We start from the raw sequence: 24378 nt of genomic DNA on the forward strand, positions 1-24378 counted from the left end.
CGCAGAGGACAAACACAACTATCCCGTAGGGGAAGTTATGCCGTCCCCTTTGGGCATGGTTGGTTTGGTTTTTGGTTGTTTAATTAAACGTCGAACTCAGAATCTTCTGGATTCTGAATAAAGTACATTTTTGGTTTGATACGGTTGATAACGCCTGCCATGTCCATACCGATTTTACTGGTTAGTTCACGTAGTTCGTCACAGTGCATCAATGTTGCTACCTTTGCCCACTTAGCTTTGCTGGTTTTGCATTTGCGAAACTCAGACAAGAACCAGTCAGCTAATTGGTCTTTAAAACGACGAGAATTACATTCACGCGGTGAAAGGCCAATTTCATTTACTTCATCTACAACTTTGTGGTCCAGCTTCACAAGCATGTTAATTACTTTGCGAGTCTGGGCGGCACTGTCGTAGTTTTGAAGCGCTTCAAGAACACCATCACGAATATCGTCAGGTTGGTAACCAATCGCAGCACACAAATCCTTAAAGGATTCGCTTTCTTGCCACGATACGATTTCCTCACGAGTCGCTGAGCCAGGTTTAGTTTGACGTAGCTGTTTAAGGTGTTCGTGTAACATCCCATCCCATAGTTCAAGCAATGTGTTTTCATCCCAATCAAGTAACAGTTCATCAGTTGCAGGATCGTACTCAGGGCAAAGCAAGAGCATGTGATCAGGCATAGACTGTGACGCATTGGCATGGCGCATTGTGATACCGTCTTTGTCTTCAACCATAGCTCGAGGTGCAGTGACGCGTTTCTTAGGCGCGGTGCTCTTCTTCGCTTTAGGTTTAACTTGACGTGGTTTAGGTTGAGAAGCAGTTTCGATAGAACCAAAGATGTCGTATTGCATGTGTAATTCCTCCACAGAATTTTGGTTCTGCTTAAACGAGGAATACACTTCTGCTTTGGCAGGAGTTATTCCTGCTTAGGCAGATTGGTTTAATTAAAGATTGGTTTAGTTACTAAATTTACTCGAGGCCAAGTTCTTGCATACATTCCCCTTCGATAGCGCATAGACTTTTGCCTAATTGCTCTTCTCTGAGTTCTGTAAATTCTCGGCCTTGTTTTGTTTTCTCTTCTGTCATGACAAACCGTTGCCGGCTATCAAGAGAAAAGTAGATATGCATCCGTTTAGGAGCATTCTTATCCCCTACCGTTCGGTGCCGCTCGATTCGACCTTTGCAGGACGACGCAAGTTGAAACATCAAACTAGCCATGACATCACCTTAACAAGCAGCAAAGTAAATTTCGTTTGCGCGAGTTACTGCACGATCGGCCATATGTATAAGGCGGTCACATGTAGAAGCATCACGAGCAAAACGAGCTTTCTTACGTAGACGCGTCGAACGACGTTTCAGGTAAGCTGCTGTTTGTTTAGGATCGGTTGAGTTACAAGAGTTGTTAGTAGACATGGTGACCTCCACAGTCGGTTTAAAAAGGGAGATCACTGCCCCATTAGGGAGTAGTAAATCTCCCAAATGGGTTTTTAAGTTGGTTAGGTTTAGGTTTAAATTTCAATGGCAATGCCAAACAGTCAGTTATTACTGTTGACGGCTACCATAGAAATCTTCTTCGTCCCAATCTCCACCTTGTTGTGGAATTTGGTCATCAGTGTACTGCGGTGCATGTTGCGGTGCAGGGCTCTGAGGTGCGCTGTAATGCTGTTGCTGCTGCGGAGCACGTTGAGGTGCTTGCTGCTGCGGTGCATGTTGCTGCGGTTGACGATCATAATGACCTTGGCCACCAGCTTGTTGAGGTGCTTGTTGAGGTTGAGATGAATAATTCAAACCAGCCTCTTTAGCTAACTCTTTAAGTGCTTTAGGAAGATGAGACACTATAGATTCAACTTGAATCTCAGTAATCATATGACCTTCTTCACCTATAGCGCGCTGAACGAGAAAACCTTTTACACAAATATCATCACCAGAAAAAAGACCGCCATTGCGTTCAAGTTTCTGAATTTGATAATCGTTAAATTTTAAATTCATCCAAACTTTACGCTCATTGAATCCGGGTCCATCTTTTTTGCGCCATGAAGTAGTTTGACAAACAGACACAACGCCAAAGCGAGGTCCATTATTACCACCAAGTATCTTCAAGTCACGACCACATGTACCACCAAATCCAACAGTGTTTTCGTTCGTTTTAATCATTTTGTTGCTCCACAGATTTGTTTATAAACAAGCTAAAACGCTTGTTATTGAACGTGTAAGCGGAGCATATAGTATCTTACCCAAAAAGGTAAAGGACAAAGCTCCACCCGTTCGGGAAGTAAAATCTATCAACAAGTGGTTAGCTTGAAGACAGGTTGAAGACCATTTATATAGCTGGTCAATGACTAGTAAACATCTCTTTTTAGAGTAGTGAGATTAGCTACTTGGGGTGTGACTTATGCTATTACAGGTAATAGTGTCAGTTAGGAAAAGTATCCAATTAGACAAGTCACGATAGCACTTAGATCATCAACATTCCCGATCCCAAAATATGGGGAGGAAAGGCCAAAAGGCAAATGAATCAACTAAGGTGCAGGTATAAATTCGGAGGCTAGTCAGGTCTTACAGTTGCTGCCTAACGCCTAAACTGTCGGTGTGTGACCAACAGCTTGATTGAATTGGTTTTATTAATGAACTGCTGGGGAGAGTAACCTCCCCCAAGCAGCTTGCCAGGCTTGTTATAAAGATAACGAGCTAGGACGAACTGAAACCCTGCGACCTATCTAGAAATTGCAACAACCGCGCACTTTACTGGCTGCTCTGTGTATCGAGCCCAGCGGTGCAAATGACTTTTTCTAGCCATAGAATTTATAGTGGTTGATGGTCTTTTCTTTCGGAAGCTCACTACGTTATCGCGGTAATGCAATGAAACGTTTGATTCAGTATCGAGTGTGCTGTTTAGAGTTTCAGGTGTGGTTTCAGTCGTCATGGAATGCCTCTCTTTGTATTCAGATCTACCCTCAAACGCTCTCGCGTAAAAACGCTTGAGGTGGTAGACCTGAAAGAGAAACCTAGCAAGTGTAAGCCAAAGCCAATGCCAAAAGGCGTTAACTTCAACTTACATCTAGCTAGATATGCTCCATAACGGTTATGACAAAATCACTAAGTGAAAATGTGCATAACACTATAAGGTACGACCCTTACAGTACGAGCTTTACTATGACAACAAAAGGATGACGTCAGTAATAGCTTCGATAATGTCTAAAAGTAACATGGTATTTTCCTTTAATTGAATAAATCAAAACCACGTCACCTAAAAGGCAATGTGGTTACCTACTAGGTGTTAGACGAACGTATAGTCAGAACGACGAGCGGCAAGAATCACACGAGCAAGTTGCACGTATTTGTGATCTTCATGAACCATCCAAGTTAAATACTCAGTTGGAACTTGTGCCCATGTCTTACCCTCATGCTTACCAAATCTCACAGTTAGTTTTTCTAAGTTGTGAACACGTTCAGCATCAGAGTGGGTATGAACTAGGAAGCCACCAATTTCTGGTACAATAATCGCTTCTTCTTCTAGTTTCTTTTTGTGTTCAATAATCTTGTTTTCGATAGCAGAACCACCGGTGTAAAGCAAAGCAATTACACAAACACCAAGAACGAACAATCCTAAAAACGCCATAATATTTCCTCCGAAAATTTTAAATGAATAAAATTTGCACAAAGGAATACTATGAGTTTTTCCCGTAAGGAGAGTCATAGTCTCCTTATGAGAACAAATTTTGTTAATGACTACAGAGAAGCTGGCAAGCTAATCGGCAGTATATTTAGTTACTTATGCGAACATAAGATTTATGTATTTATCACGATTGAAAGTTATCAAACGAGCTTACTTTGGATTCAGTTGTGAGTAAAAAACACAGCTCTTCTTGAAACAATCCAACAAAGTCTCTCAAAAGAGAGGAAAGTTGTGGGAAAGGGCTAATGCCAAAGAAGAAATTTACCTTGTAATAGTAACCCACGTTGAAAGCGTAAGCACCTATAAATACCCTTACCAGCGGCGATTAAATACGACTTTGTAGACCCACTTAATCGCCACGGATTTTATGCTGCCTCTTCCTGTTCTTCATCTTTTCGTTGTTTGGCCAATAACTGTAGTTTTTCCTCAGCTAAGGCCAATTCTTCGGGGAATCCTTCTGCTAAGAATTGAGATGGCTCTTTCTTCTTCGCCGTTCCCGATGAATCAGGATCGCTGTTAAAAGATAGATAAAGTTCGTCAACTGCTCGAGTCATTCCAACATAGAACAGCCTACGCTCTTCCGGGACACCGCCCGTTGATTCTTCCTCCAGCGAGTTGTTAGATGGACATACGCCTTGATTTGATCCACAAATCCAAACCTGCTCCCACTGCAACCCTTTCGATGAATGAAGACTCGACAGTGTTACCACTCCACGTTCAGTGTCTTCATCGCCACCCTTTTGGCTTGGTGCTAAGTTCTTTGAAAGCAATTCAACCCGGTCGACAAAACCACCTTCAACTTTCAGGTTGATTAGGATGTCTCCAACCAGTTCAATAAGCCTAGCTTCTCGACTTTTCCCACCGCGATGCGTCTTAAGGAAATCAACTATCGCTTTAACCCGCACATTCAAATCAGACTTGGTAGTTGTATCACTCCCCCAGTCTTTCCAATGGAGGTGCAATTGTTCAGAGCTGTGGCGCCAATCCAACCAAGCTGGTGGCATAAAGTCTCCAAAAGAAGTACGTTTTTGAGCTAACCCTTGAGTCACCATTTGAATCGCTTCTTCGTCTTCCCCTAACCAACCAAGGATCTCACCAATGAAGCGAGTGTCTTTCGGACGTACTAAACTCCATAGCAACTTGAGGACAATATTCGCAACATTATCATCCCAAAGCTTCTTACCGCCTAAACGACGATATGGAATGTCGTGCATTTTTAGGTAACCTTCGGCTTCATCCAATATACGGTTAGTACGGCCAAGGACAGCCCATTGGCGATTGTCCGATGTAATGGCTTGTACCATGCCCTGAAATTCATCCGCAGCTGTTAAGTATCCTTTGAGTTTAACTATGCCGCCCTCTTCCCTGCCGGACACCATATCTTTGTATACCCGGTCCTCGTTGTACTCTATAACTCTTTTCGCGGCTGCGAGTATTTCTGGCCGACAGCGAAAGCACATCTTCAAAACGTAACCAACCGCATTAAAGTCACCCTGAAAGTTGACCATATTCTGGTAACCTGCCGCCCCGCGCCACGAGTAGATAGATTGGTCGTCATCGCCTACCACCACTATTTTTGCACCCATTTCTCCATGTATCTGTATCCAGGCATACTGCATGTCACTCGTATCCTGAAATTCATCAACGAGGATATGGGTTGCATCCCACGGCGGCAACGTGCCGTTTTGCACACCCAGGTATGCTGAGCGCGCTATCAGGTTAAAGTCTTGGCAATTGTTTTTCTTAAGTAGGTCCGAATATGCTAAATAAATTAACCATCCCGGATTGCTCCCCTTCCCACTTATTGGTTCAGGCTTAAGCATCCGTCCATAGGTATCAATGGCATTCATTGCTTCTTCAATATCCATTGACAGGCCTGCGTGACGCATTGCCCTTTCAAGGAAGTTATATTGCTCACCACCCACTAGGGTTCTCTTAGTATTTCGGCCACCATTTCTTAGCTGTTGACCAAATACAGAGTCAAACGTTGCAGCTTTAGCGCGATATTTACCACTACCTTGAATCTTCTGAGCAAGACGCTCATTGAGTTCCTCTGCAGCAGCTTTGGTGAATGTAATGAGTAGCAATTTGTATGACGGGTCTTTATTTACCAGATTATCCGCTAAGGCCACCATTGTATGGCTTTTACCACTACCAGGCAGTGCACAACACATAGTATGGCCGTCACTATCAGCCACCAGCTGTTGGTCTTCTGTTAATCCTGACACTATTACCTCACATGTACTTCTAAATGTTTGGCTTATGATAAACAAGATTGAATTATCTTACGAGTTCAATGGTTAGCGTTTTTATCTGGTTTGGCAACAACGTACAGAATTGATTTAAATTTACCCCAAAAACTGAAATTACTTGTTGATGTGCAACCGTAGTTACGTATCATTCGTCGGTTGAATATTTCCAGTGCCCTTAATTTTCTTCACCGAGCAGTATTGCACGTTCTGCAATAGGCTATAGCATTTAAATATCAACGACATAAAACACACGTTAAAGGATTTACCAATGAAGAAACTATTTGTACCTGCAATGGCTGCACTAACTTTGGCTCTTTCTGGTTGTGCGAGTAACAAAGCTATCGACCCAACACCTTTGCAATTAAACACGTCAGACTCAGTAGCAATGCAAACTCTGAAATCTGGTTACGATTATGTTCCGTTTGATATTAAGGACGCAGTAGTAGCGAAAGATGTTTATGATAACAAAGTAGGCTATGGTGCAAGTGCTGGATTAGGTTTTCTTGCTGGTGGTGGCATAGGCGCCTTGGGCGGTCTTGGTATGGCTGCGATCATCAACGCTGGTGGTAACGTACAAGCCGATTTTATTCAAATTATTGCTTGGATCCCTGCCGATAACATTGATATTACCAACAAAGCGGCTCTTGATGATTACTTAAAGACTAACTATTTAAAGCCTGCTGCGGATACGTTCATTGCTTCTGATTTCAATAAGCAAATGGAACACCCAACAGAGTTTGTTAGCTACAAAGATGGCTCATACCGTGTTAAAGGTGGTGCATGCTGGCCTGTAATGCACGGCGATGCTAAATATGGTGAATGCAACCTATTCCCTAAATATTCAGTTGATGTAGTTCGCTATGCGACTAAAGAATCAGGTATTCCATTTAACCCTGACGTAAAAGCTGATCGATACATTATTGTGCGTTTGACAGATGGACTACTGAACACGGCTACATTCCTACCATTTATCGAAACAAACATGGTTTCAGCTTACGTACCAGCAATGAGCTACAAAGCAGAACACCTTAACCGTTTTTCTCCATCGGATAAGCCTTTAGTAAGCCAAGATACTCCATTTGTAATTCGCAAAGGTGTTCCTAACTTCTTTGTGAAAGTTCAGAAATAGAACTCTAAACACATTGATAAAAGGCGACATTGGTCGCCTTTTTTGATCAGTCAGGCATCACATTGTGTAGAAATTTAGCAAATGGCACCACATCACAATCGATCGATGCGCTTTCTAATGCGTCAAGATATGCAGTTCTTTCCGTTACTGGCACCACCGTCCAACGATAACCACCAAGAAGAAACATGAAATTCATTAGAAATCGGCTAGTACGTCCATTCCCATCTGGAAATGGGTGTACGTATCCCAAGAAGAAATGTCCTAAAACAGCTTTTACAGCAAAATTAGGCTCACCCACAATAAGCTCTTTTAGCGCGTCCATACAGTCCATGAGATGTTCACTTTGTGGTGGCATATGGCGTGATGTCCGAATCATGATCGGCCCCTTTCTGTAGCCAGCAAGATCACGCTCATTAATGATGCCAGCCGTAACACAAGGCTTAAACAAAGAGGTATAGATTTGAGTTATGCTAACATCGATAAGGTACTCCAGATCCAAGTCCTCTGATCCTTCCTCGTGCGCCTCTTGAATCAACCCTCGTAATGCTTGGAATGCTTCATAATAACCTCGCGCTGCCAGTGCATCTCTTTGTTGCTTGTCTGCGGCTATGTGTTCTGAATCCCACTCGCCATTTGCTACACGGTTAATCAGTTCTTCGGTAACAACATATCCTTCGATGGACAGCGAGTGATAAGCATCCGATACGTATACCTTATCCATTGAATCTAGCAGTTCATTAAGAGTGCTCTTAAAGAAGTCAGTAGATGCCTTATCGGTAAACACCTGCTCTACATCTTCACGCAGCTTTTGCCATAGCAAACGAACGCGCACAGCCGCCGCAGATTCTTGACGTTTATTACCAATTTTAATGACCGGCACTTCAAAAGGGTTCTCACCCTTAATTGGTGATAGCCCAGCAGCAGTAATAATGTTTGTAAGGTTTCGAGAGTCAGCTTTACGACCAATCTCGAGATACGCACCAATCAATCTATTGGCCGATTGAACGTTCTTAGTAACGAGTAAACTGTCTGCAACTGCATTAACGTCAGATTGTCCAAGTGCGATTTGCACAGCCAAAGGATTAGACCTGTAAATTGTGGGAGCTAACCCGGCCAATGCGAACTCAAGTGTAAGTACCTGAACACCTTGGTATTCAGTGATGTGAGTAGGCTTACCAGATTTCTTTATCACCATAAGACTCATGTCGTTTGGCAATACTATATTTTTTGTTGCCCCCTCACTGGTAAATACAACTAGCTGTTTTGGCAAAGAGTTGTTTGCCGTATGAATATCGATGGATGCTTCCGGGTTTAGCCAGTAATCGTCACCGTATGCTTCTTGCAGGTATTGGCCAACGAACTGCCAAATGGATTGGTACCAGAGAGCTGACTCACCAGCTTTCTCTACTGTAATGTCTGCATCGAACAGGTACCAACCTCGAACTATTTGTTTTAGATAGCCTTCGGACACCAATAAGGTTCGCGTTGTAGGCTTAAGATTACTACTATTAACGATGTTCCCCGCTCGAACTGCAGACGCCTCTCTTAACGCCTCTGCAAGTTTTTCATTACCGGTTTTAGCCATAACTGTGTCCATCTTTTAAATTATCAGTGAGTGCTAAAAGTATATCACTCCCAGTTATGCATTTAAATTACTCTTAGTTACGCAAATGCATTACTTTCACTTACGCATTTATTTTCCTTTCAGTTACGCGCATGGGTTACTTTCACTTATGCATTCAAATTACTCTTAGTTGTTAACTTACATTACTTTCAGTTACGTATTAAAAAGGCGACCCGAGGGCCGCCTTGTTTTTCTATTTACTGATTCGGAGTGAACGCACCTTGCTCACAACTCTTCGGTCTTGGTCGCGTTGTACAATCGACATTATTTCCTACATCAGCCTCTTCCATCTCTTCTCGACGTTGAACCCAGGCATTATCGACTGAACGTTCTTGGTTACGTTCGAGAGCATCTGATCGGCCAAATCCGTTAGAAATGTTCCCGCCGGTTATATCTTCCATTGATTTATCGATCGGCAACTCATCTGACTCGGCCATCATTTCTACCCATTCAGTAAAGTCAATTTTTGAAAAGTTCACTTTGCTGAGCTCGGAGATCTTTAGCCCTCGACAACCCATTTCGTTTCTAAACGATTTAGCGCTCCATCCAAGCTGTACAATCGCTTGTTCCATGATGATTCGACTAATTACGCTTTCATAACAACAATGGAAATCTTTTGCACGATTAGTACAAACACCGAATACTTTGTCGCAGTCTTCATGGTGTGTTTTAAAACATTTCTTACTGAGTAATTGAACTCCCATGTCTTCTTCTTCTTCGGTACACGCCGTCAACATTGTGTATGCCAGTTTTGCCAATTGATAAACTGCATATACCCAACCAATGAAGCTGATCACGTTCATTACTGACGTGGCAATTGTGTTCATTGCTGTTGCCCCTGTTGCAGCGGCACCACTACCACCGATAGACGTGGCTGCAGAGTTAATAGCGTTCTGCAATGTCTCTGGAAGCATGTCGTAGATTTTCTGCATTAGGGTATTTTTAAAGTTTGATAACGCGGTTGTTACCGAACTAGAAAAGTTACCAATAACGCTACCACTATTTGAGACCAGGTTAGCAGAAGTATTTCCAGCAGTATTACCGACAGCGCCAGTTAACTTACTAGAAACTGTATTCCAAACACTTTTACCTACATCTACTGCCTTACTTGATAGAGTATCCCATGCGCCTTCAACTGCTTGGCCGGCAGCTTCAAGACCAGTTTGAATCGCTGTTCCACCGAACGCACCTTCTGCAGATGCTGCATATCCGGTCACCGTGTATATATTCTGACCAAGCTTGAAAACGTTCAATGTATTGACTCCAGCTGGCTGTTCACAACAGTCATTCACTTTTAACTGATCCCATCCACACCAACGTGCTTCACCGCTAAACACTTCACATGATGTCACATCACTTGGGTCCGAACATTCTTTTGTCGAACCAATCTCATTCATGGTCGCGTAAGTGGTTAATGCATTAGTAAAGTCTTGGTTGGTTTCATCGGCCCTTACTGTACAGGAACCATCAATACAGTTCTGATCTGTTAAACATGTATTGTTTGAACGCGTTTTAGTTATGACTGCGTTGCTCGTATCCTGACACTCATAGGTAACATTCCATGCATAGCATGTACCCGATTCTTCATCTAGCCAACCTTCTACACACTCTTGAGATACCGCGTCACATGAATCGTCTTCGTCGTATACAGCGCAACCGTCATCAAGATGGATAATGTCACTAAATGAGAAGCTACCTCCATTCATAGAAAGTGACTTGCCTTTTAGCGGATCACAAACGTAGTCTTCGCGGTGTGCTGACATGCATACCGGGAATTTTGCCGCGCCGTCCCATAGTGGAGCAAACAAGTATTTCGCATCACGACCAAGGCCTGCAGGATACAGTTGCTTAACTTGGGAGTAGCTAACATCACTTTGTGAACTGTTGTAGAAACCTACACGACCACTATGAAACTCTCCATCAGTGTCAATCCATACCTTGTCATTGATTGACAGAGTAAAATGCTCAGGCTCAATATCGAGTTGAAACTCGTATTCTTTATTGTCTGCCCAACCGGTACCCAAATTAGTCGCTAATACTTCATATGTTCCATCATCCTTGGATAATTGATGTTTTTTCGGTATTACACCCATTGGCCCTGTAACTTTGGCCAATACCAGTCCTTTTGCCGCGCCTTCTTGATTCCCTTGTTTCCATGAAATAACAAAATAACTATTGTCAGGATCTGTGAGATCCGCTCCCTTTTCAGGTACTCCAAAGACGAAACCAATATAGTCATCGTCTTCGTCAGTATTTACTTTGATGTAGCCTTTAAACGAGTTCAACTCATAGGAATATTCAGAGAGATAGCTGGTCGGGTTACCATTGATCGTTTGTTTAACAGTATTTTTATCATTTGTGGTTTCCCATTTACCATTTGAATCTTCGGTTCCCCAGGTACCTAAATCGATAATTGTCCATTCAACTTCATCATCACATTGGAATGGGCCAGATGTGCAGTAGCTATCGGGCTCTTCTAAACGCTCATTACAGCCTTCTGGAAAATAGTCGAATCGCTCTTCCCAGTGTGTACGAACCGGATCTTCGAAGATAAGTTCAACAACTGCATAGGCTTCACCATCACCGCCCACACCAACTTGATAGTCGAATTCAATGCGGTCATCGTCTGCGAATGCATCTTGGAATGCTTTAGTCGCATCAAATCTCGGTACGGTACGGCTTGTGTTTTGTTCACATCCAGTAGCTGTTGTTGGGAAACCATCTTCCGTCGGGAAGCCCATGTGAACACCGTTATAGAACATCTCACCATCGGCTTTCAGACGGAATTGGTCGTCATAACTACCCGTCAACACGGTTGCTTTTTTTACAGCATTACCTTTTACAAGAGAAATCGCTATTTTCTCTTTGTAGATACCACACGAACCTGTTTGGTGAAGGTAGTCATCCCCTTCTTTACCTAGAGTAAGCCTTACACAATCCTCACCACACATTGATAGACTGGCATTATCTGCACCTTCAATAATATTTAAGGTCGGCTTCAATAACTTGCGGTCAACGATACAACCTGATTGATTGTTTTTGTTTGGCTTCATGCAAGTTGCACGGTTAGTAATAATTTTGGTCGGGTCTAGTTCCTGATATGTAGTACTCTCCGCGCTACAGTCACCGAAATATGCCCCCTGCCCTGTAAATGCATCAGTTACCGTATTTCGGCTAACTTGGAACATTGCCGAGTCACGGCTGAGTTTACGTGCAGGATTCTGATTACGGGCATCCATCAAAGCGCCATACGCTAATGCTGAGTGGTTAGTGTTATCGACTACTTCCTCACTCGAATCACCTTCTACTTCGCCAGATGAATCCAAAAATTCTTGATTGCTACTAATTTGGCCGCGGATGAATTGGCTCTGTGCTTCTTCGTCTTGATAAGTGCCATCTGGCGCTGAGAATCCATTGTTTGTATCGACACCGCCACTAGAAATAGCTTTAAATAAGTCTTCATTAGATAGCTTGGTTTCGTTATCCATGAATTCAGCACTTACGTTAATACCACTTGTACCACCGGATCCACTTATAGATGGCATAGATATGGTGCTCGCTGTGTTTCGTCCTAATTCAGAGCCTTGATTGAAGAAATAGCTAAAATCATTGTCATCGAATGTCGCGGGGTTTGAGTCAGTCCGATTTTTAACACATAGGTTTGAACCTGCTTCTAAATACTGACCGCTAGGACACGATAGTTCACCGCTCGGTGAAACGCACACACCATAACGCATGGTTGTACCTGCCCCGCAGGTTTCTTCTGCTTCACCCGGGAAACACTGATTACCTTTCTGATAGTATCCCGCTTTGCAAGAAGCACTAGGAACCGTGGACAAAGTACGCGTACACGCATCGCCTTCCATAGAAAAACCACTGTCACATGCTTTTTCTACACCTTTATACAATGTACGAGAACACATAAATGCTGGTGCGTTTAACTTCCAACGCATATCTGGTGTAGTGTACGCAGTACCACTGCTATTACATTCACCAATGATTTGAGCTCCACTACTACAGCTCATATTCACTGTTGTGGGAGTAGCGTTCGCAGCATCGGCCGGACATTTAATTTCTTCCGGTGCTTCCACGTAATAACATGCTGTCCCAACTCGAGTAGTTCCTTCAAATCGATCTGAGCAACTGCCTTCTTCCACACTATCCCGGCCAGCAAGCATTGAACATTGGTTAGGAAACTGAGCGGTATCAAAAGTAAAACCTGTTGCACAAATAACTGTGGCCGATGTCGACTCGTTTCTAATACAACTGTCTCCAGAGCGACTGTAGCCAGAAGCGCAAGATTCTCTTATAGAACGGACTTCTTTCTTGATACATTTACCGCCAGTCAGCGTGTAACCAGATGGACAGCTGTAATCCATTTGTATAGGCGTATCTAGCGACAGTGCTGCAAAACTTGGAGTGGAAGCCGTCAACATTCCGATCAATATGCCAACATACGCTGCAGACATAAGGTTCGTTAAGTACGTTACCACCAGCACCATTGATAAGGATTTTTTGAACACGAGGATGGTGACTCCAGATAAAATTTTATCAATGGAGTCTGTCAGGTTTTGGGGTCACGCATTTCAATTAAGTGCCCCTAACTAGATGGACTTATTGAATGCGTAAGCAGCATACAAAATACAATTCCATATAGGATTTTTCTAAAAAAAATGCGATGTCAAACATCGCATTCATTAGAGGGTTAGTAGTACCGTACACAACAATCGTTGTAGCGGAAGATATTGTACACAAATGTATTATCTTTCCCCCCGCCAGCAGCCATACGCCCTAAGCCCCACTTCATCCAAAAATCTCCAAGAGGATGACAGCAAGAGTCTGTAATCTGGTTCCCCAAACTGTCCACCTCGGCCACTGGCCAAGCCATACTGACCTTATACATGGGTTTTGGAATCATCGGGCTATACACGTTTTCACACATCGCATCTTCGCCATAGGTAGTCCGAGCGAGCCCCCTACGGTGCATTGACGCTAGTGCCCTCGTAACAATCAAGCTACTAGTACGGATTGGGTTGTTATCTGTCGTAACGTTACCAGTGAATGGATACATATTTCCTTCACAACCAGCACAGAACCAGTTTTGATCTGACGGGTCTGACGTAGCCGTCAACACAGCACAATCTTTCATACAAACTGCCTGAGCTACGGGATTTGCAAATGCCGTTGCATCCGCGTTAAATACCATTGCCAACATATCGTCGTACCACGTAATATCGAGCATCGACATGTATAAAAGATCAAGGTCGACTATGCCAGGGTCTTTGTCACACTCAGGAATCATGAACATCGACAGCATTTTAAATACGGGGTTGGCGAAGTAATTGTAATGGAACGTGGCCATCGTTGTCCTATCGGCTTTTTTCCCTCCCCCGGTCGTTCCCATGCTGGTTAGGTCGTCCTGTACCATTGTTCCACCAAGGGTAGGACTACACCAAGGCGTCGTTGTGATTTCTATAATCTGTTCGGGCGCCCAATAGCCCACACTAAATCCCAGCTCTGGTACACCAAGTTCATCTTGGCAATAACACATCGCATCAGTATTCGCACCATCTGGCGGTTCAGAAGAGAACCCCATCAAGTTAAATGGCAATGTACAGCTCCAACAGAACTTATTGATCAAGTTATTGAAGTATTTTGTGTCCGGGCAAGCGGCATCACTAAGAAATGATGCCCCCTCTTCGGCTAGTGCTGGTGAGGCTACCGTGCAAAAAATGGATGTAGCGAGAACCAACTGGGCCAGAAACCGCTTTGCTTTTCTTATTAAGGACATCATTAGCCACCTAATAAAGCACTTGCTTGAGCTATCACAATGTCTGCATATGAGGTAATCGTTCGGCCAAGACTTGGGTTCGCTAAAGTAAAGTAAACACCACCTACAAAAGACACACCTACTGTTAATAAAAATCTCATGTCGTTTCCCTAATCTCTCATTTATTCTTTTACTTAGTTACTACTGAGGGTGTTTCTACTACCTCAGTACCCGTCACAGTGACCGTATTTGGCTCTATCCCAGCTTTCATTCGTTGTTTCATAAGGGCGTCTTCCTGAGCCTTAACGCCATACTCTCTAACAACGATTTCACCGTTACCTAAATAAATTTGTACCGGCAGTTTTTTTATCTGGAATCGATTAATCATGCGTTCTTGAAGCATGTAAACTTGTTGCTTGTATTCTTTACTCAAATCACTGATGAACTTAAAACCTTCTTCTTTATCGATTCGAGAAGTCATCAGGCCGATCTTTCCATAACCGTTTTTAATCTCTTCATGGACGAGTGCGCGCTGCTGCTCACTTAATCCATCAAAGATATACAGGGTCAGGCTCATACCGGGGAAATGGTCAATTGGGTTTACAACCTGCCCTTTGGTCGCCAACAACGTGCCATCTTTCGCCTTAACGTCTTTATGGAACTGGACTCGTGGATCAATCTTATAAATGGCATCTTCTTGAGCTGTCGGTATGAGGAAGTCAGGGAGATTTTGAATATAGCGATTCATTGCTTTGCGACGTTTAGCATCCCAGTCTACGGCTGCAACACGCTCTTGAATCTCTTCGATTACATCGCGTTCGGTGATGTCGTAAGTAGTGGAGACTACCCCTAGATTTTCAGTCTTTTTACTATCTCGCGCCTTTTCTAAAAACCAATCCAACGAAGCAACGCCGTTAACTGAAACGATATGATTGTCTTTACTATTGCGGTACACCATTGCCGGCGCTTGGGTAATGCCAAACACTTTATGAAGTCGAGGGTCAATGGATACTTTAGGCGTTGGGCGAAACTCCTTGGCAATGCCATACATTGCCGCGGCCGTTTGGTTAACCATCTTGTCTTCTGGACGCATGCCGCGAAGAATCACGCGAGCATCAACTTCCGAAGCGGTTTTCAGGATGTCTTTAATTTCAGATACCGGTTGGGAGAAAGATACGAAGTAATACAGCTCTTCACCTTCTTTCAAAGGGCTATCTGGGCGAGGCTTCATATCGATAGTTCGGATCTTACTTTTATCCACTACCTTATAGGTATCTTGGATAGTTTTCTCGATAAATGAATGACTATCATCACCAATCTGTTGCGCTGCAGGTATCCATCGTTTTACACCTTCCGGTGCACTCTCTACGGGAGCACTCGCATCGTATTGACGCAGCCAACTCGGTGCGTCCATCTTTTTCGACTGTTGAATGAGCTTTTTATTTTGCTCAAATGTGGCCATGTCTTCTGTTGTCAGCGTCGGCGCAGCGAATGACGAACTAGCGGTAAGGCCCAAGAGTATTCCCGCGCCCAGTTTCTTTCTAAAAAATGACATATGATTTTCCAACCACCTGACTAGCTATATCCACGGTTCCCCAAAATCTTGAATCAAGTGATCCAGGTAGGGTTCCGAGCGCGAAGAGTTTTCCACTTGTGAGATGTTCTTCTCGGGATAATGAGTCGAGGGTAACTTTTAGATAATCAGCTGTGACACTAACATCTGAGTGGTAATTGTGACGTCCGTTAAAAACTTCATTGCGATTAACAATGACAGTATCGCCCGGCGCGCCTACGGTGATTTTGGTGAAGAGGGTTCCATCAGGGAATAACACTGTATCTTTGGATTTAAAGGTAACAAGGTCACCTACACCAACATTCTGATCAGCTCTATCCATGATAAATAGTCGACCTGGTATACATGGATAATCACTAACTGGCGGCAACAAGGTATACCGAGAGCTAAACCCCATAACTGCAGCCGTGCAAATAACGCCTGTTATTAGAGGTTTGATTAGCCGCTCTTTACGCTTGCTGGTTAGCTTTCCTGTAATTGGAATAACTGCTGACTGTTCTGACATCTTCAACACCAATGAATTAATGGTATTGATTCTGTCACTCCCCCCCATTCACCGTGGCGATTAAGTGCACCTATCTAGGTCAAGTAAATCCAAGTCAGTTAGTTTTTAACCAATTGGCTAAATTTCTTAAAAAAAGGCTTGCGGAACGTTTTCACTATGGGATATTACAAACATCAGCCCGGCAGTATGGGCGAAAAGAATTAAAAGTTTTGCGACTCCTCCACAGTGTTGCAAATCGGGGATTTGGTTGTCCCCACCGATTGTGTCCTCCGACATAATCACGAGGGGTGGTTCCCTCCGAATGAGCTGGGCTTTGCCCGGCTTTTTTCGTATTTAGCAGGCAATAAAAAGGGCATCGAATCGATGCCCTTTTCTATTTATGCCTGATTAGTTTGGTGTTACTACCAAAGTAGCCTCAGACTTATCACCACTATCATCGTAACCGACAACTCGGAAGTGGATCGACTTACCAGGACGCCCCGCTACAGAGAGGTTATCTGCATGGACGTGCACCAGTTCACCATCAACAAACCAGTTATGCGTTGCCATATCACCATCAGGGTCAACACAACCTGATTGAACCGCGATAGTACTACTGTACTGCTTGTATGTGATATTACATACCGGCGCCTTGTTTGGTGCGACTTCGACATCAAGTAGCTGCTCTTGAACAATACCAAACTCAGAAGTTACCTTAACTTTGATTTGGTGTTTGCCTTCGGTCATACCCTCAACATATGCCCTTGTAGAAGTTTGGTCATCGAGCAATACATCATCTAGGTACCATTCATAGGTATCTACACGATCATCAGGATGGCCTAATTCTACGCGAGCTCGAATCGACGCATCTAACGGGTCACGCATAAACTCGGTACTGTAGTTAGCTGTCAGTTCGATCTTAGTTTCAGGTGGCTCAAGAACCTCCATGATTTCAGTAATTTCTTTCGAGTTACCGCGATCGTCCGAGATAACAACAGTCAGCTGGTGTAAGCCAGGTTTCGTTGCTGAGAAGTACAAACGCTCATTTGATTGGCGGTCGACTTCCATACCATCAAACTTCAAGAAGTTATAGGTATACTCAACAGCTACTGGTTGACTTTCAAGCTTACGAGCAATTGCTGTTGCACTTACTGGTGCATAGCGAGTTCGGTAGTTCACATCAAATCGATACTCAGGGAATTCATACTTCCAAGTACGGATGCTCAAGTCTTTAGTAGCATAAGTATCATCCTTAAGCTGTTTAACCCAAGAGACGAACGTAATGTCAGTATGCCCAAGTGCAGCATCCGATTCAGTTGGGGTGTAAGTCAGCTTAGTTCCATCAACAATAGTGCCATCAGGTAGAACCCACTGATTCACCACTTCTGATTTAAGTTGACTTGTGGCCAACCGAACTACAGCATTCAATTCTACCGGTACACCCGCTTCAACAATACGAGGTTGTTGAATTGAGATACGAACTGGTTTTGGCTTCTTCACTGATATTTGACGTCGGTAAACGTCGTAACGCTTATCTTCTGCCAATTCATTATTGAAGTAAGACATACGACTCCAAACCTTCATACGATCGCCTGTACCAACGATGTCTATAGTATTGCCGCCCTCTTCCCAGTTATCACCATCGAATGAGCATTCGATCTTACCTTTAAGCTCGTTAGCCAACTCACCATTGTCATAAAGCGTTACTGTCCCTTTCTCACCCTCATACAGAGCTATCGGACCATCGGACTTAAGATCTGGAACTTCATAGCCCAGGATTTCAAGTGTATCGGTTCGACTGATAGCGCCTGAAAGCTTGTTCTTCACAGTTGCACGCACAAAGTAATGTGCCGCTTTATCAATTACCTGACGTAGACGTGGTGAACCTTGGTATTCATCAATGACTGTCCAGTCATTGGTTCCATCTACAGACATTTCCCAAGTGATGTCACCCATTGCTTCACGGTCTTCACGTTCTTCTGGTTGATACGTTACAGACGCGGTGAAAGGCACTGGCGCCGCAATACGGTACGTCTTAATTTCACCATCAATCGGGCCACCTTTAAGGACTCGATAGAACGCTGAGTTTGAAAGTACTGTACGAGTGTAACCATCAACTGGTGATTGCAGTTCAGCAACACCGATAAAACGGTATGAACCATAACCAACATCGCTAACATCAAGGTCAAAAGTTACTGATTGGCCAGAGAAGTCTTTAACATCAGTAATCTTATCGTAGTAAGTCTCACGCGTTTCTTTATCACGACGTTCAATAGCAAGGTAGACTTTCCAATCACCCATTGTTTCTTTGTTGTATACAAAGTCACGGCTATCACTGTCGTAGATACCAAGCTTCATCGTTACAGTTGGATTAACTGTGTCCAACGTTCTCAGATCATCTGTAGAAATACGGCTACGAATACGACGCGATGGAACATATACAGTTTCTAGGTCAACTTTTGTGCTCTTAGATGAGTCCAAAGAGTACTTAGCGTTAACATTGAATTGCTTTCTCGCCCACAATTTACCTGCTGGTACCTCAAGCGTGTCATAAGCAGAAACACTTGTAGTACGGCCGTTACGTTGAACCGCAAGAGTCGTAGTTTCTTCTGAACCATCATTAACGACGAGTTGCAGGTCAGCATTCACACCTTTAGCAATCGCTGTAGTGAAACGGCTACCGTCCAGTTCTACAGGGAAAAGGTTTTCGCTGATCACTTTATCCTGCTTCACTGTAAGTGCTGGTGGATCCACTTCGCCAACGTTGATTACCGCACTTTCTTCTGCAGCTAGCGAATGGTTGCCATTGCTATCGTACATCCATACTCGATAACCCACTTCGTTGGTCATTTCATCAGACGACATGGTAAAGCTACCTGTCAAAGAGTGAATGCCGCGGATATATGAGCCGGCAGTGCCAGGTGGCAAGTTAGTCCACTCCAACCAACAACGAATTGATTCACCATAACGGAAGTCACGCTCATGCAGCTCTTCTTCTGAGCTATAAAGCGCACACGTATTACCTTTTATCTGGTCAACTTCCAAGTCCAATCTTTGAACTTTCTTGTAGTAATCAAGATCAGAACCATCCAATGAGTAGTCCATTGGCATGTAGTTAACGATGAATGACTGGGTATAGTAGTTACCGGCAGTATCTTTAACAGTCACTTCAAACGGATACTCTTTAGCAGGAGTAAGGTTCAACGAGGCTGCTTGTGGATATTTAATGTACTTACTATCGCCCTTCAACTCTAATGAAATACCATTCACTTTAGCCGAAACAATCTCAGCACCCCCGTCGAAAGTATCCAACGCGATGATGGCCATGTTTTCAAAGAAGTAGACGTCACCTTCATTGATGAAGTTCTGCCCTTTGTACATTACCTGCACTGTAGGTGGATTACGGTCTAACGTAACTGATGGATATTGCTTCGTCGTCTTGTTGTCGTATTGGTCCGTTAACGTGACAATCGGAAGGAATTGACCATCTGCAACCGAGTGAAGGTCATACGTAAAGATATACTTTCCGTCACGAACCTCTGGCGTACCGACTGCGTTTAGGACAAAGTTCTCCTGCGGCTGAGAGACCATTTCCTGAGTTTCGACCACGTTCAAACCGTCCACAGTAAATACCGGGATCAAAGCTTCAAAATCAGGGTCTGGTGTTAACTCAAGTTTAGCGGATGGCACCCACCAACTACCGGATAACCCAAAGTGTGGTGTATCAACAATCAGCTTAGCTTGTTCGTTTTCAACAACTACGCTAACGCCTTCAACGTCATATTTATCAGTTGTCGCGCTACTTTTTGAACGAGCTTGGATATAAAGACCTTTCGCTTCTGGGGTACGGTAGTCCCATTTCATTACGTAGTCTTCTGGCACGACTTTGTTTTTAGATTCAAAATAGCCGTTTAGAGAGTCAATCGTTAGACTGTATTTTGTCTGGCCAGTAACCTGCCCTTCAACACCAATGCTTCTTGAACCGGCATTAATATCACAGGCGGTGTTACCAATTTCAATAATACATGAACCTAGCCCGTCGACAGTCGCAACTTGACGGTAGTCTCTAGATTCTGCTGAAACTTGGATTTTTGAAATTCCAGACGCTTTGTTGTAGTTAGTCACTTGGAGGCCAGTAAAGGCTCCATGACTTAACGTAGTTTTAACCCCGGTGAAGTCAGGGGCGATCGGTGCAACCGCGTTTACGTTGATTGCATCTGATAGAATTTCTACTTTGTCTAGATTTGTACCTGAGAAGTATGAAATGGAGTAACCGAACTGGTTAGCACCTTCCTTCAACAGATAACCATCTACGGCCATCCCTGCAGCTGTTATCCCCGACGGTAGCTCGGTCCATTCAAACAAACAGACTAAACTATCCCCGTGGTCAGCTTTCGCCACACTAGGATCTCCCGTAAGTTGACAACCGGAACCGTCAGCTTCTTCTGCAACCATTTGGAAAGGGTTGACGTAAGCTTGTTGGTCCCTTAGTACGGGTAAAGATACTTTTGGTGAAACCGCCTCAATCGAACCTGTTACAAGAATCGATTTTGAAACGGCGTGACTGGCCCACAAAGCTAAGGGTATTGCTACCGCTAAGGTTTTAATGTTTGTGGATTTCATGTAAGCACCAGTTAAAGAGCTAAAAGTCAACAGTACTTTACTGAATTGAACTATGCCGCATGGTGAATAAAACCCACTTTGTAAGGGCAATTAATCAACATGATTTGGCAAATTGAAGGCGCATGAAAGTAGCCACTTTTTAATAAAAAGTGGCTTTATTTGATGTTCTTGAGGGAAATGGTTGTAACTAGAATTACATGCAAACAGCCATTTTCTTGGCATTATTTTTAGCTGAGATTTTCAGTTGTGTTCCAGGTTTAAGAACACAGACTTTACGGGCTGAAATATCACAAGCTTCACCCGTTTTTGGATTGCGCCCCGGACGAGAATTTTTTTCAAGAATTCGGAACTGGCCAAAACCATGCAAACTTACTTCGTTACCATTCTGGAGTTCATCACTAATTTGTTGAAAAATATCAGTGACCAAGGATTCTGCCTCGCGGGACGCTACGGGCAATACCTCTTGGAGACTTCTTCCTAAATCACGCTTAGTTAATGTCATTTAATAACCCTTCATTGTATTTAGCTGATCGCAATGCGATTAATGCATTTGGCCTTTCTTGTATTCTTCAATGCGCTGGCACTCTAGGCATTTCACAGCTGTAGGAACACCAATCAAGCGGTCATAATCGATCTCTATTCCACAGCCTTCACAAAAGCCAAATTCATCCAGTTTATGCGTTAAACGGCCGAGTACTTTACGTAAATTAAGCAATTGTTTCTCTTCACGATTGCGTAAAGCTGCACCACAACTACGTTCAGTCTCAAGAGTTGCTCGGTCTGTCGGGTCAGGCATACTCACACCTTCTGACAAACATGTGTTCTGTTCTGAACTTAGTCTTTCTTGAATGTTGGCAATCCCTTGGGAAACCTTCTCTCGGATGCAATTTAATTGTTGTTCTGACAGAAAATCGTGTACTTGCATTATTCAAACCTTACATACATTTGAGCGTAAAAATAACTTGTTAAAATGATGACTAGTTTCCAAAAATCGGACCATTGGAGGATATAAATACCCATCATGACCTTTTGCTTTTTTGGCAACTTCGGGTAACTCCTTCTTAGACCACTTAGCCAGCATTACGTATTTCGTCCCTATATTTCCCAAATGCAGCTCCCATGTCGGATCGTAGTATTTGCCATTAACACAAATGATCGAGTGCTCAACAGGAAGCACTCGACAAGCAAAGGCTAAAACGTATTCCGCTCCAGGGAACAAATCATTCATCACTATCGACCAGCTGTTATCGAAGCAGCGATTAGGCAGACATAAGCCAGAATCGACGATTTTTTGCTTCAATTCTTCTGGTAGTGGGGAAACAAGGACGTTGGTCGTCATATCTGGGTTAATCCCCTTTGCTATGACGGTATCAATCATTTTGAATTCCAAGCTTCCACCCTATTAATCAGGACTTTCCACATTTATAACGCTAAACTTTGAATGTGCAAGCCCTAATTTTTAGTTTTGTGATGATTTTTCTTGATGGCAGTATTCTTTGTAAGGTTTAGTGCGATATTGTGGGCGTTCAAACCCTCTCATTGAACGCTCGGCGCGACTGGCAGCCAGTATTCTTTGCGGCGTATTTACTTGCATGTCGTAAATTTGTGATACATGCATTGTGAATTCATCTTCGGTGTACCCCCAGCCAAACGCACAGTACTTGGTTGAATCCATTTCTTGATATGCCTCCAACCGCTCCTTGATTGTTCTACCAATCATCAGCTTATCAATTGCTTTTGAATACCTTTCCATCTCATGACGAATGATCGGGTACCCAGAGTAACGACCTTCTAGATACTCTTGGATGTCATCTCGAACACCATTGTTATCAATATCAGACCCAAGGAGCTCTACTTCGGCAGTTGTCAGCTCTCTTACGTTGTTGGGTGTAGAATCATGAGCAGATGCACTCATGGAGTTAAATAAACACACAGTGGCTAATATGCCTAATAACTGAACCTTCAAGGCCTTCATGCCTTCTCCCATAGTGATTTTACGTCCACTAGCGTTATTTGCTTTGTTGATATGTTTGACCCGCTAGAAAGCGGGTCATATTGGTTATTTTTGGCTTTCAATCATTTTTATGAATTCCTGCATTTGCGCAGGTTTCATATAGCCAGCCACCTTAGCCTTTCCATTTTGAACATAGACAATACCCGGCGTACCCGCGATGTCGAACGCTTTCATGAAGTCACCGTTTTTCTCTATTAGTTCACGAGTTTTAACGGTTGCAGGCTTAGTATTTGGACGGGCACGTTGAGCTCGAATATGCTCATGCTCTTGCAAAGCTGCATATGGATCTGGCTGGCTAGTAATGTACTCAATCACATCCGGGCTTTGAGCAGACAAGAATGACACAGGTACCCAGCGAACTTCTAAACCATCTTGAATTGCTGGCTCAATTTCATTAAACAATTTCGAGCACCAACCACAGAATGGTTCGATGAATACATACATCGTGCCTTTGCTGTTTCCTTTAGGGTGTGTTGAGAAGTACCAACCTTCGTTTTCAAAATTTTCAAAAACTTTGTTGTAGTCAGGAATGGGCTTCTTCGCATCTAAATACTTAGAAGTTATGTTGATACCGTTTTGATCAATTAGAGGTCCAGCAACAACGTAATTATCTTTAGTTGCCCAATATAAATGGTATTCGCCTTGGTTTTTGACTAGCCACCCAGTAAATGAATCATGTTGGAACACTTCGATAACTTCAATGACACCTTGGTCAATGAGGTTTTTCAGTTGTGGTGGCGCTACCTGCAATGAGCTCCCTGTAGCAATAGGCTGATCTGTATTGGAGTTGATTGCTGCCATACTTTGAGCAGAAAACCCACCGAACAGTGCTCCAGCGATTAGTAATGTTGATAATTTACGGCTACTTACCATTTTTTTGAAGACCTCATTCATTCCATACGGAGTTCGTAAACACCACCAGCGGCTTTCACCTTGAGTAGTATTTGTTTGATTTGATTTTGGCTCTGTTGGTTAAACGATTTTTTGAAGTCATTGAATCGCTCACAGAATTCAGTCGGGATCTCTAACGCGATAGTTTCGCCCGAGGTCGTTTTGTATGAGAGAGTCGTCAACATCATGCCAAAATTAGAACTTGAAGTGATGGTTGCCTCTGTCCAATTGGAAACATTACGTAGTTGAATTAGCTCAGTAGCCAGAACCAATAGTGGTTCTACTCTCAATTTTGACTGTTCCTGAATAATCATTGGGTTTCCTTCTTGAACTGGCATCACT

At 43.3% G+C, this 24378-nt stretch carries 20 protein-coding genes; 1 reads left to right on the top strand and 19 read right to left on the bottom strand.

Translation table 11 applies throughout. The annotated features are described in order from the left end of the window. Positions 1 to 83 precede the first annotated feature (83 nt). From AACR11_RS14455 to AACR11_RS14480, 6 genes are all read right to left on the bottom strand, one after another. The gene (locus tag AACR11_RS14455; RefSeq protein WP_053409883.1) at positions 84 to 851 is read right to left on the bottom strand and encodes a hypothetical protein; all 768 of its coding nucleotides are present in this window, start codon (positions 849 to 851) and stop codon (positions 84 to 86) included. Positions 852 to 969: 118 nt separating this feature from the next. Next, a complete protein-coding gene (locus AACR11_RS14460; RefSeq protein ID WP_053409882.1) occupies positions 970 to 1218 on the bottom strand; it encodes a hypothetical protein in 249 nt (82 codons plus the stop codon). A 9-nt stretch (positions 1219 to 1227) separates the two neighbouring features. Beyond that, positions 1228 to 1413, bottom strand: coding sequence for a hypothetical protein (locus tag AACR11_RS14465; protein WP_053409881.1), 186 nt, complete (start codon positions 1411 to 1413; stop codon positions 1228 to 1230). A 129-nt stretch (positions 1414 to 1542) separates the two neighbouring features. Next, the gene (locus tag AACR11_RS14470; protein ID WP_053409880.1) at positions 1543 to 2154 is read right to left on the bottom strand and encodes a hypothetical protein; all 612 of its coding nucleotides are present in this window, start codon (positions 2152 to 2154) and stop codon (positions 1543 to 1545) included. Positions 2155 to 3277: 1123 nt separating this feature from the next. After that, positions 3278 to 3619 (bottom strand): putative quorum-sensing-regulated virulence factor, encoded by a 342-nt coding sequence (locus AACR11_RS14475; RefSeq protein WP_053409879.1) that lies wholly within the window; start codon positions 3617 to 3619, stop codon positions 3278 to 3280. Positions 3620 to 4041: 422 nt separating this feature from the next. Further along, positions 4042 to 5904, bottom strand: coding sequence for an ATP-dependent helicase (locus AACR11_RS14480; protein ID WP_053409878.1), 1863 nt, complete (start codon positions 5902 to 5904; stop codon positions 4042 to 4044). A 292-nt stretch (positions 5905 to 6196) separates the two neighbouring features. Here AACR11_RS14480 and AACR11_RS14485 point away from each other — a divergent pair, with 292 nt between their 5' ends. Further along, on the top strand, positions 6197 to 7057 hold the full coding sequence (locus tag AACR11_RS14485; protein WP_053409877.1) for a hypothetical protein: 861 nt from the start codon (positions 6197 to 6199) through the stop codon (positions 7055 to 7057). Between the two features lie 46 nt (positions 7058 to 7103). Here the strand turns inward: AACR11_RS14485 and AACR11_RS14490 are convergent, their stop codons facing one another. The 13 genes from AACR11_RS14490 to AACR11_RS14550 form a co-directional block, all read right to left on the bottom strand. Next, complete coding sequence (locus AACR11_RS14490; protein ID WP_053409876.1) at positions 7104 to 8642, bottom strand: Fic family protein; 1539 nt, start codon at positions 8640 to 8642, stop codon at positions 7104 to 7106. A 236-nt stretch (positions 8643 to 8878) separates the two neighbouring features. Continuing rightward, complete coding sequence (gene traN, locus AACR11_RS14495; protein WP_139374575.1) at positions 8879 to 13204, bottom strand: conjugal transfer protein TraN; 4326 nt, start codon at positions 13202 to 13204, stop codon at positions 8879 to 8881. A gap of 182 nt (positions 13205 to 13386) precedes the next feature. Next, complete coding sequence (locus AACR11_RS14500) at positions 13387 to 14475, bottom strand: TraU family protein (RefSeq protein WP_053409874.1); 1089 nt, start codon at positions 14473 to 14475, stop codon at positions 13387 to 13389. After that, a complete protein-coding gene (locus AACR11_RS14505; RefSeq protein WP_157052370.1) occupies positions 14475 to 14612 on the bottom strand; it encodes a hypothetical protein in 138 nt (45 codons plus the stop codon). Before AACR11_RS14505 ends, AACR11_RS14500 begins: the two co-directional genes overlap by 1 nt. Positions 14613 to 14641: 29 nt before the next feature. Continuing rightward, entirely contained in the window at positions 14642 to 16006 is a 1365-nt protein-coding gene (locus AACR11_RS14510; protein ID WP_053409873.1) for a TrbC family F-type conjugative pilus assembly protein, read from the bottom strand. Further along, positions 15993 to 16529, bottom strand: a complete 537-nt coding sequence (locus AACR11_RS14515; RefSeq protein ID WP_169780639.1) for a S26 family signal peptidase — start codon at positions 16527 to 16529, stop codon at positions 15993 to 15995. Before AACR11_RS14515 ends, AACR11_RS14510 begins: the two co-directional genes overlap by 14 nt. 387 nt (positions 16530 to 16916) lie before the next feature. Then, positions 16917 to 21131, bottom strand: coding sequence for an Ig-like domain-containing protein (locus AACR11_RS14520; RefSeq protein WP_079324390.1), 4215 nt, complete (start codon positions 21129 to 21131; stop codon positions 16917 to 16919). Positions 21132 to 21324: 193 nt separating this feature from the next. Beyond that, the gene (locus tag AACR11_RS14525; RefSeq protein ID WP_053409870.1) at positions 21325 to 21633 is read right to left on the bottom strand and encodes an HU family DNA-binding protein; all 309 of its coding nucleotides are present in this window, start codon (positions 21631 to 21633) and stop codon (positions 21325 to 21327) included. Positions 21634 to 21672: 39 nt separating this feature from the next. Continuing rightward, on the bottom strand, positions 21673 to 22056 hold the full coding sequence (locus AACR11_RS14530) for a TraR/DksA family transcriptional regulator (RefSeq protein ID WP_053409869.1): 384 nt from the start codon (positions 22054 to 22056) through the stop codon (positions 21673 to 21675). Between the two features lie 3 nt (positions 22057 to 22059). Further along, the gene (locus tag AACR11_RS14535; protein WP_053409868.1) at positions 22060 to 22509 is read right to left on the bottom strand and encodes a hypothetical protein; all 450 of its coding nucleotides are present in this window, start codon (positions 22507 to 22509) and stop codon (positions 22060 to 22062) included. Positions 22510 to 22590: 81 nt separating this feature from the next. Then, entirely contained in the window at positions 22591 to 23106 is a 516-nt protein-coding gene (locus AACR11_RS14540) for a hypothetical protein (protein WP_053409867.1), read from the bottom strand. An 84-nt stretch (positions 23107 to 23190) separates the two neighbouring features. Then, positions 23191 to 24018 (bottom strand): thioredoxin fold domain-containing protein, encoded by an 828-nt coding sequence (locus AACR11_RS14545; protein WP_189338764.1) that lies wholly within the window; start codon positions 24016 to 24018, stop codon positions 23191 to 23193. 17 nt (positions 24019 to 24035) lie between these two features. After that, entirely contained in the window at positions 24036 to 24350 is a 315-nt protein-coding gene (locus AACR11_RS14550; RefSeq protein ID WP_139374576.1) for a hypothetical protein, read from the bottom strand. Positions 24351 to 24378: the final 28 nt, after the last annotated feature.

It is taken from the genome of Vibrio sp. L85 (assembly GCF_963871815.1).
Lineage (GTDB): Bacteria > Pseudomonadota > Gammaproteobacteria > Enterobacterales > Vibrionaceae > Vibrio > Vibrio harveyi.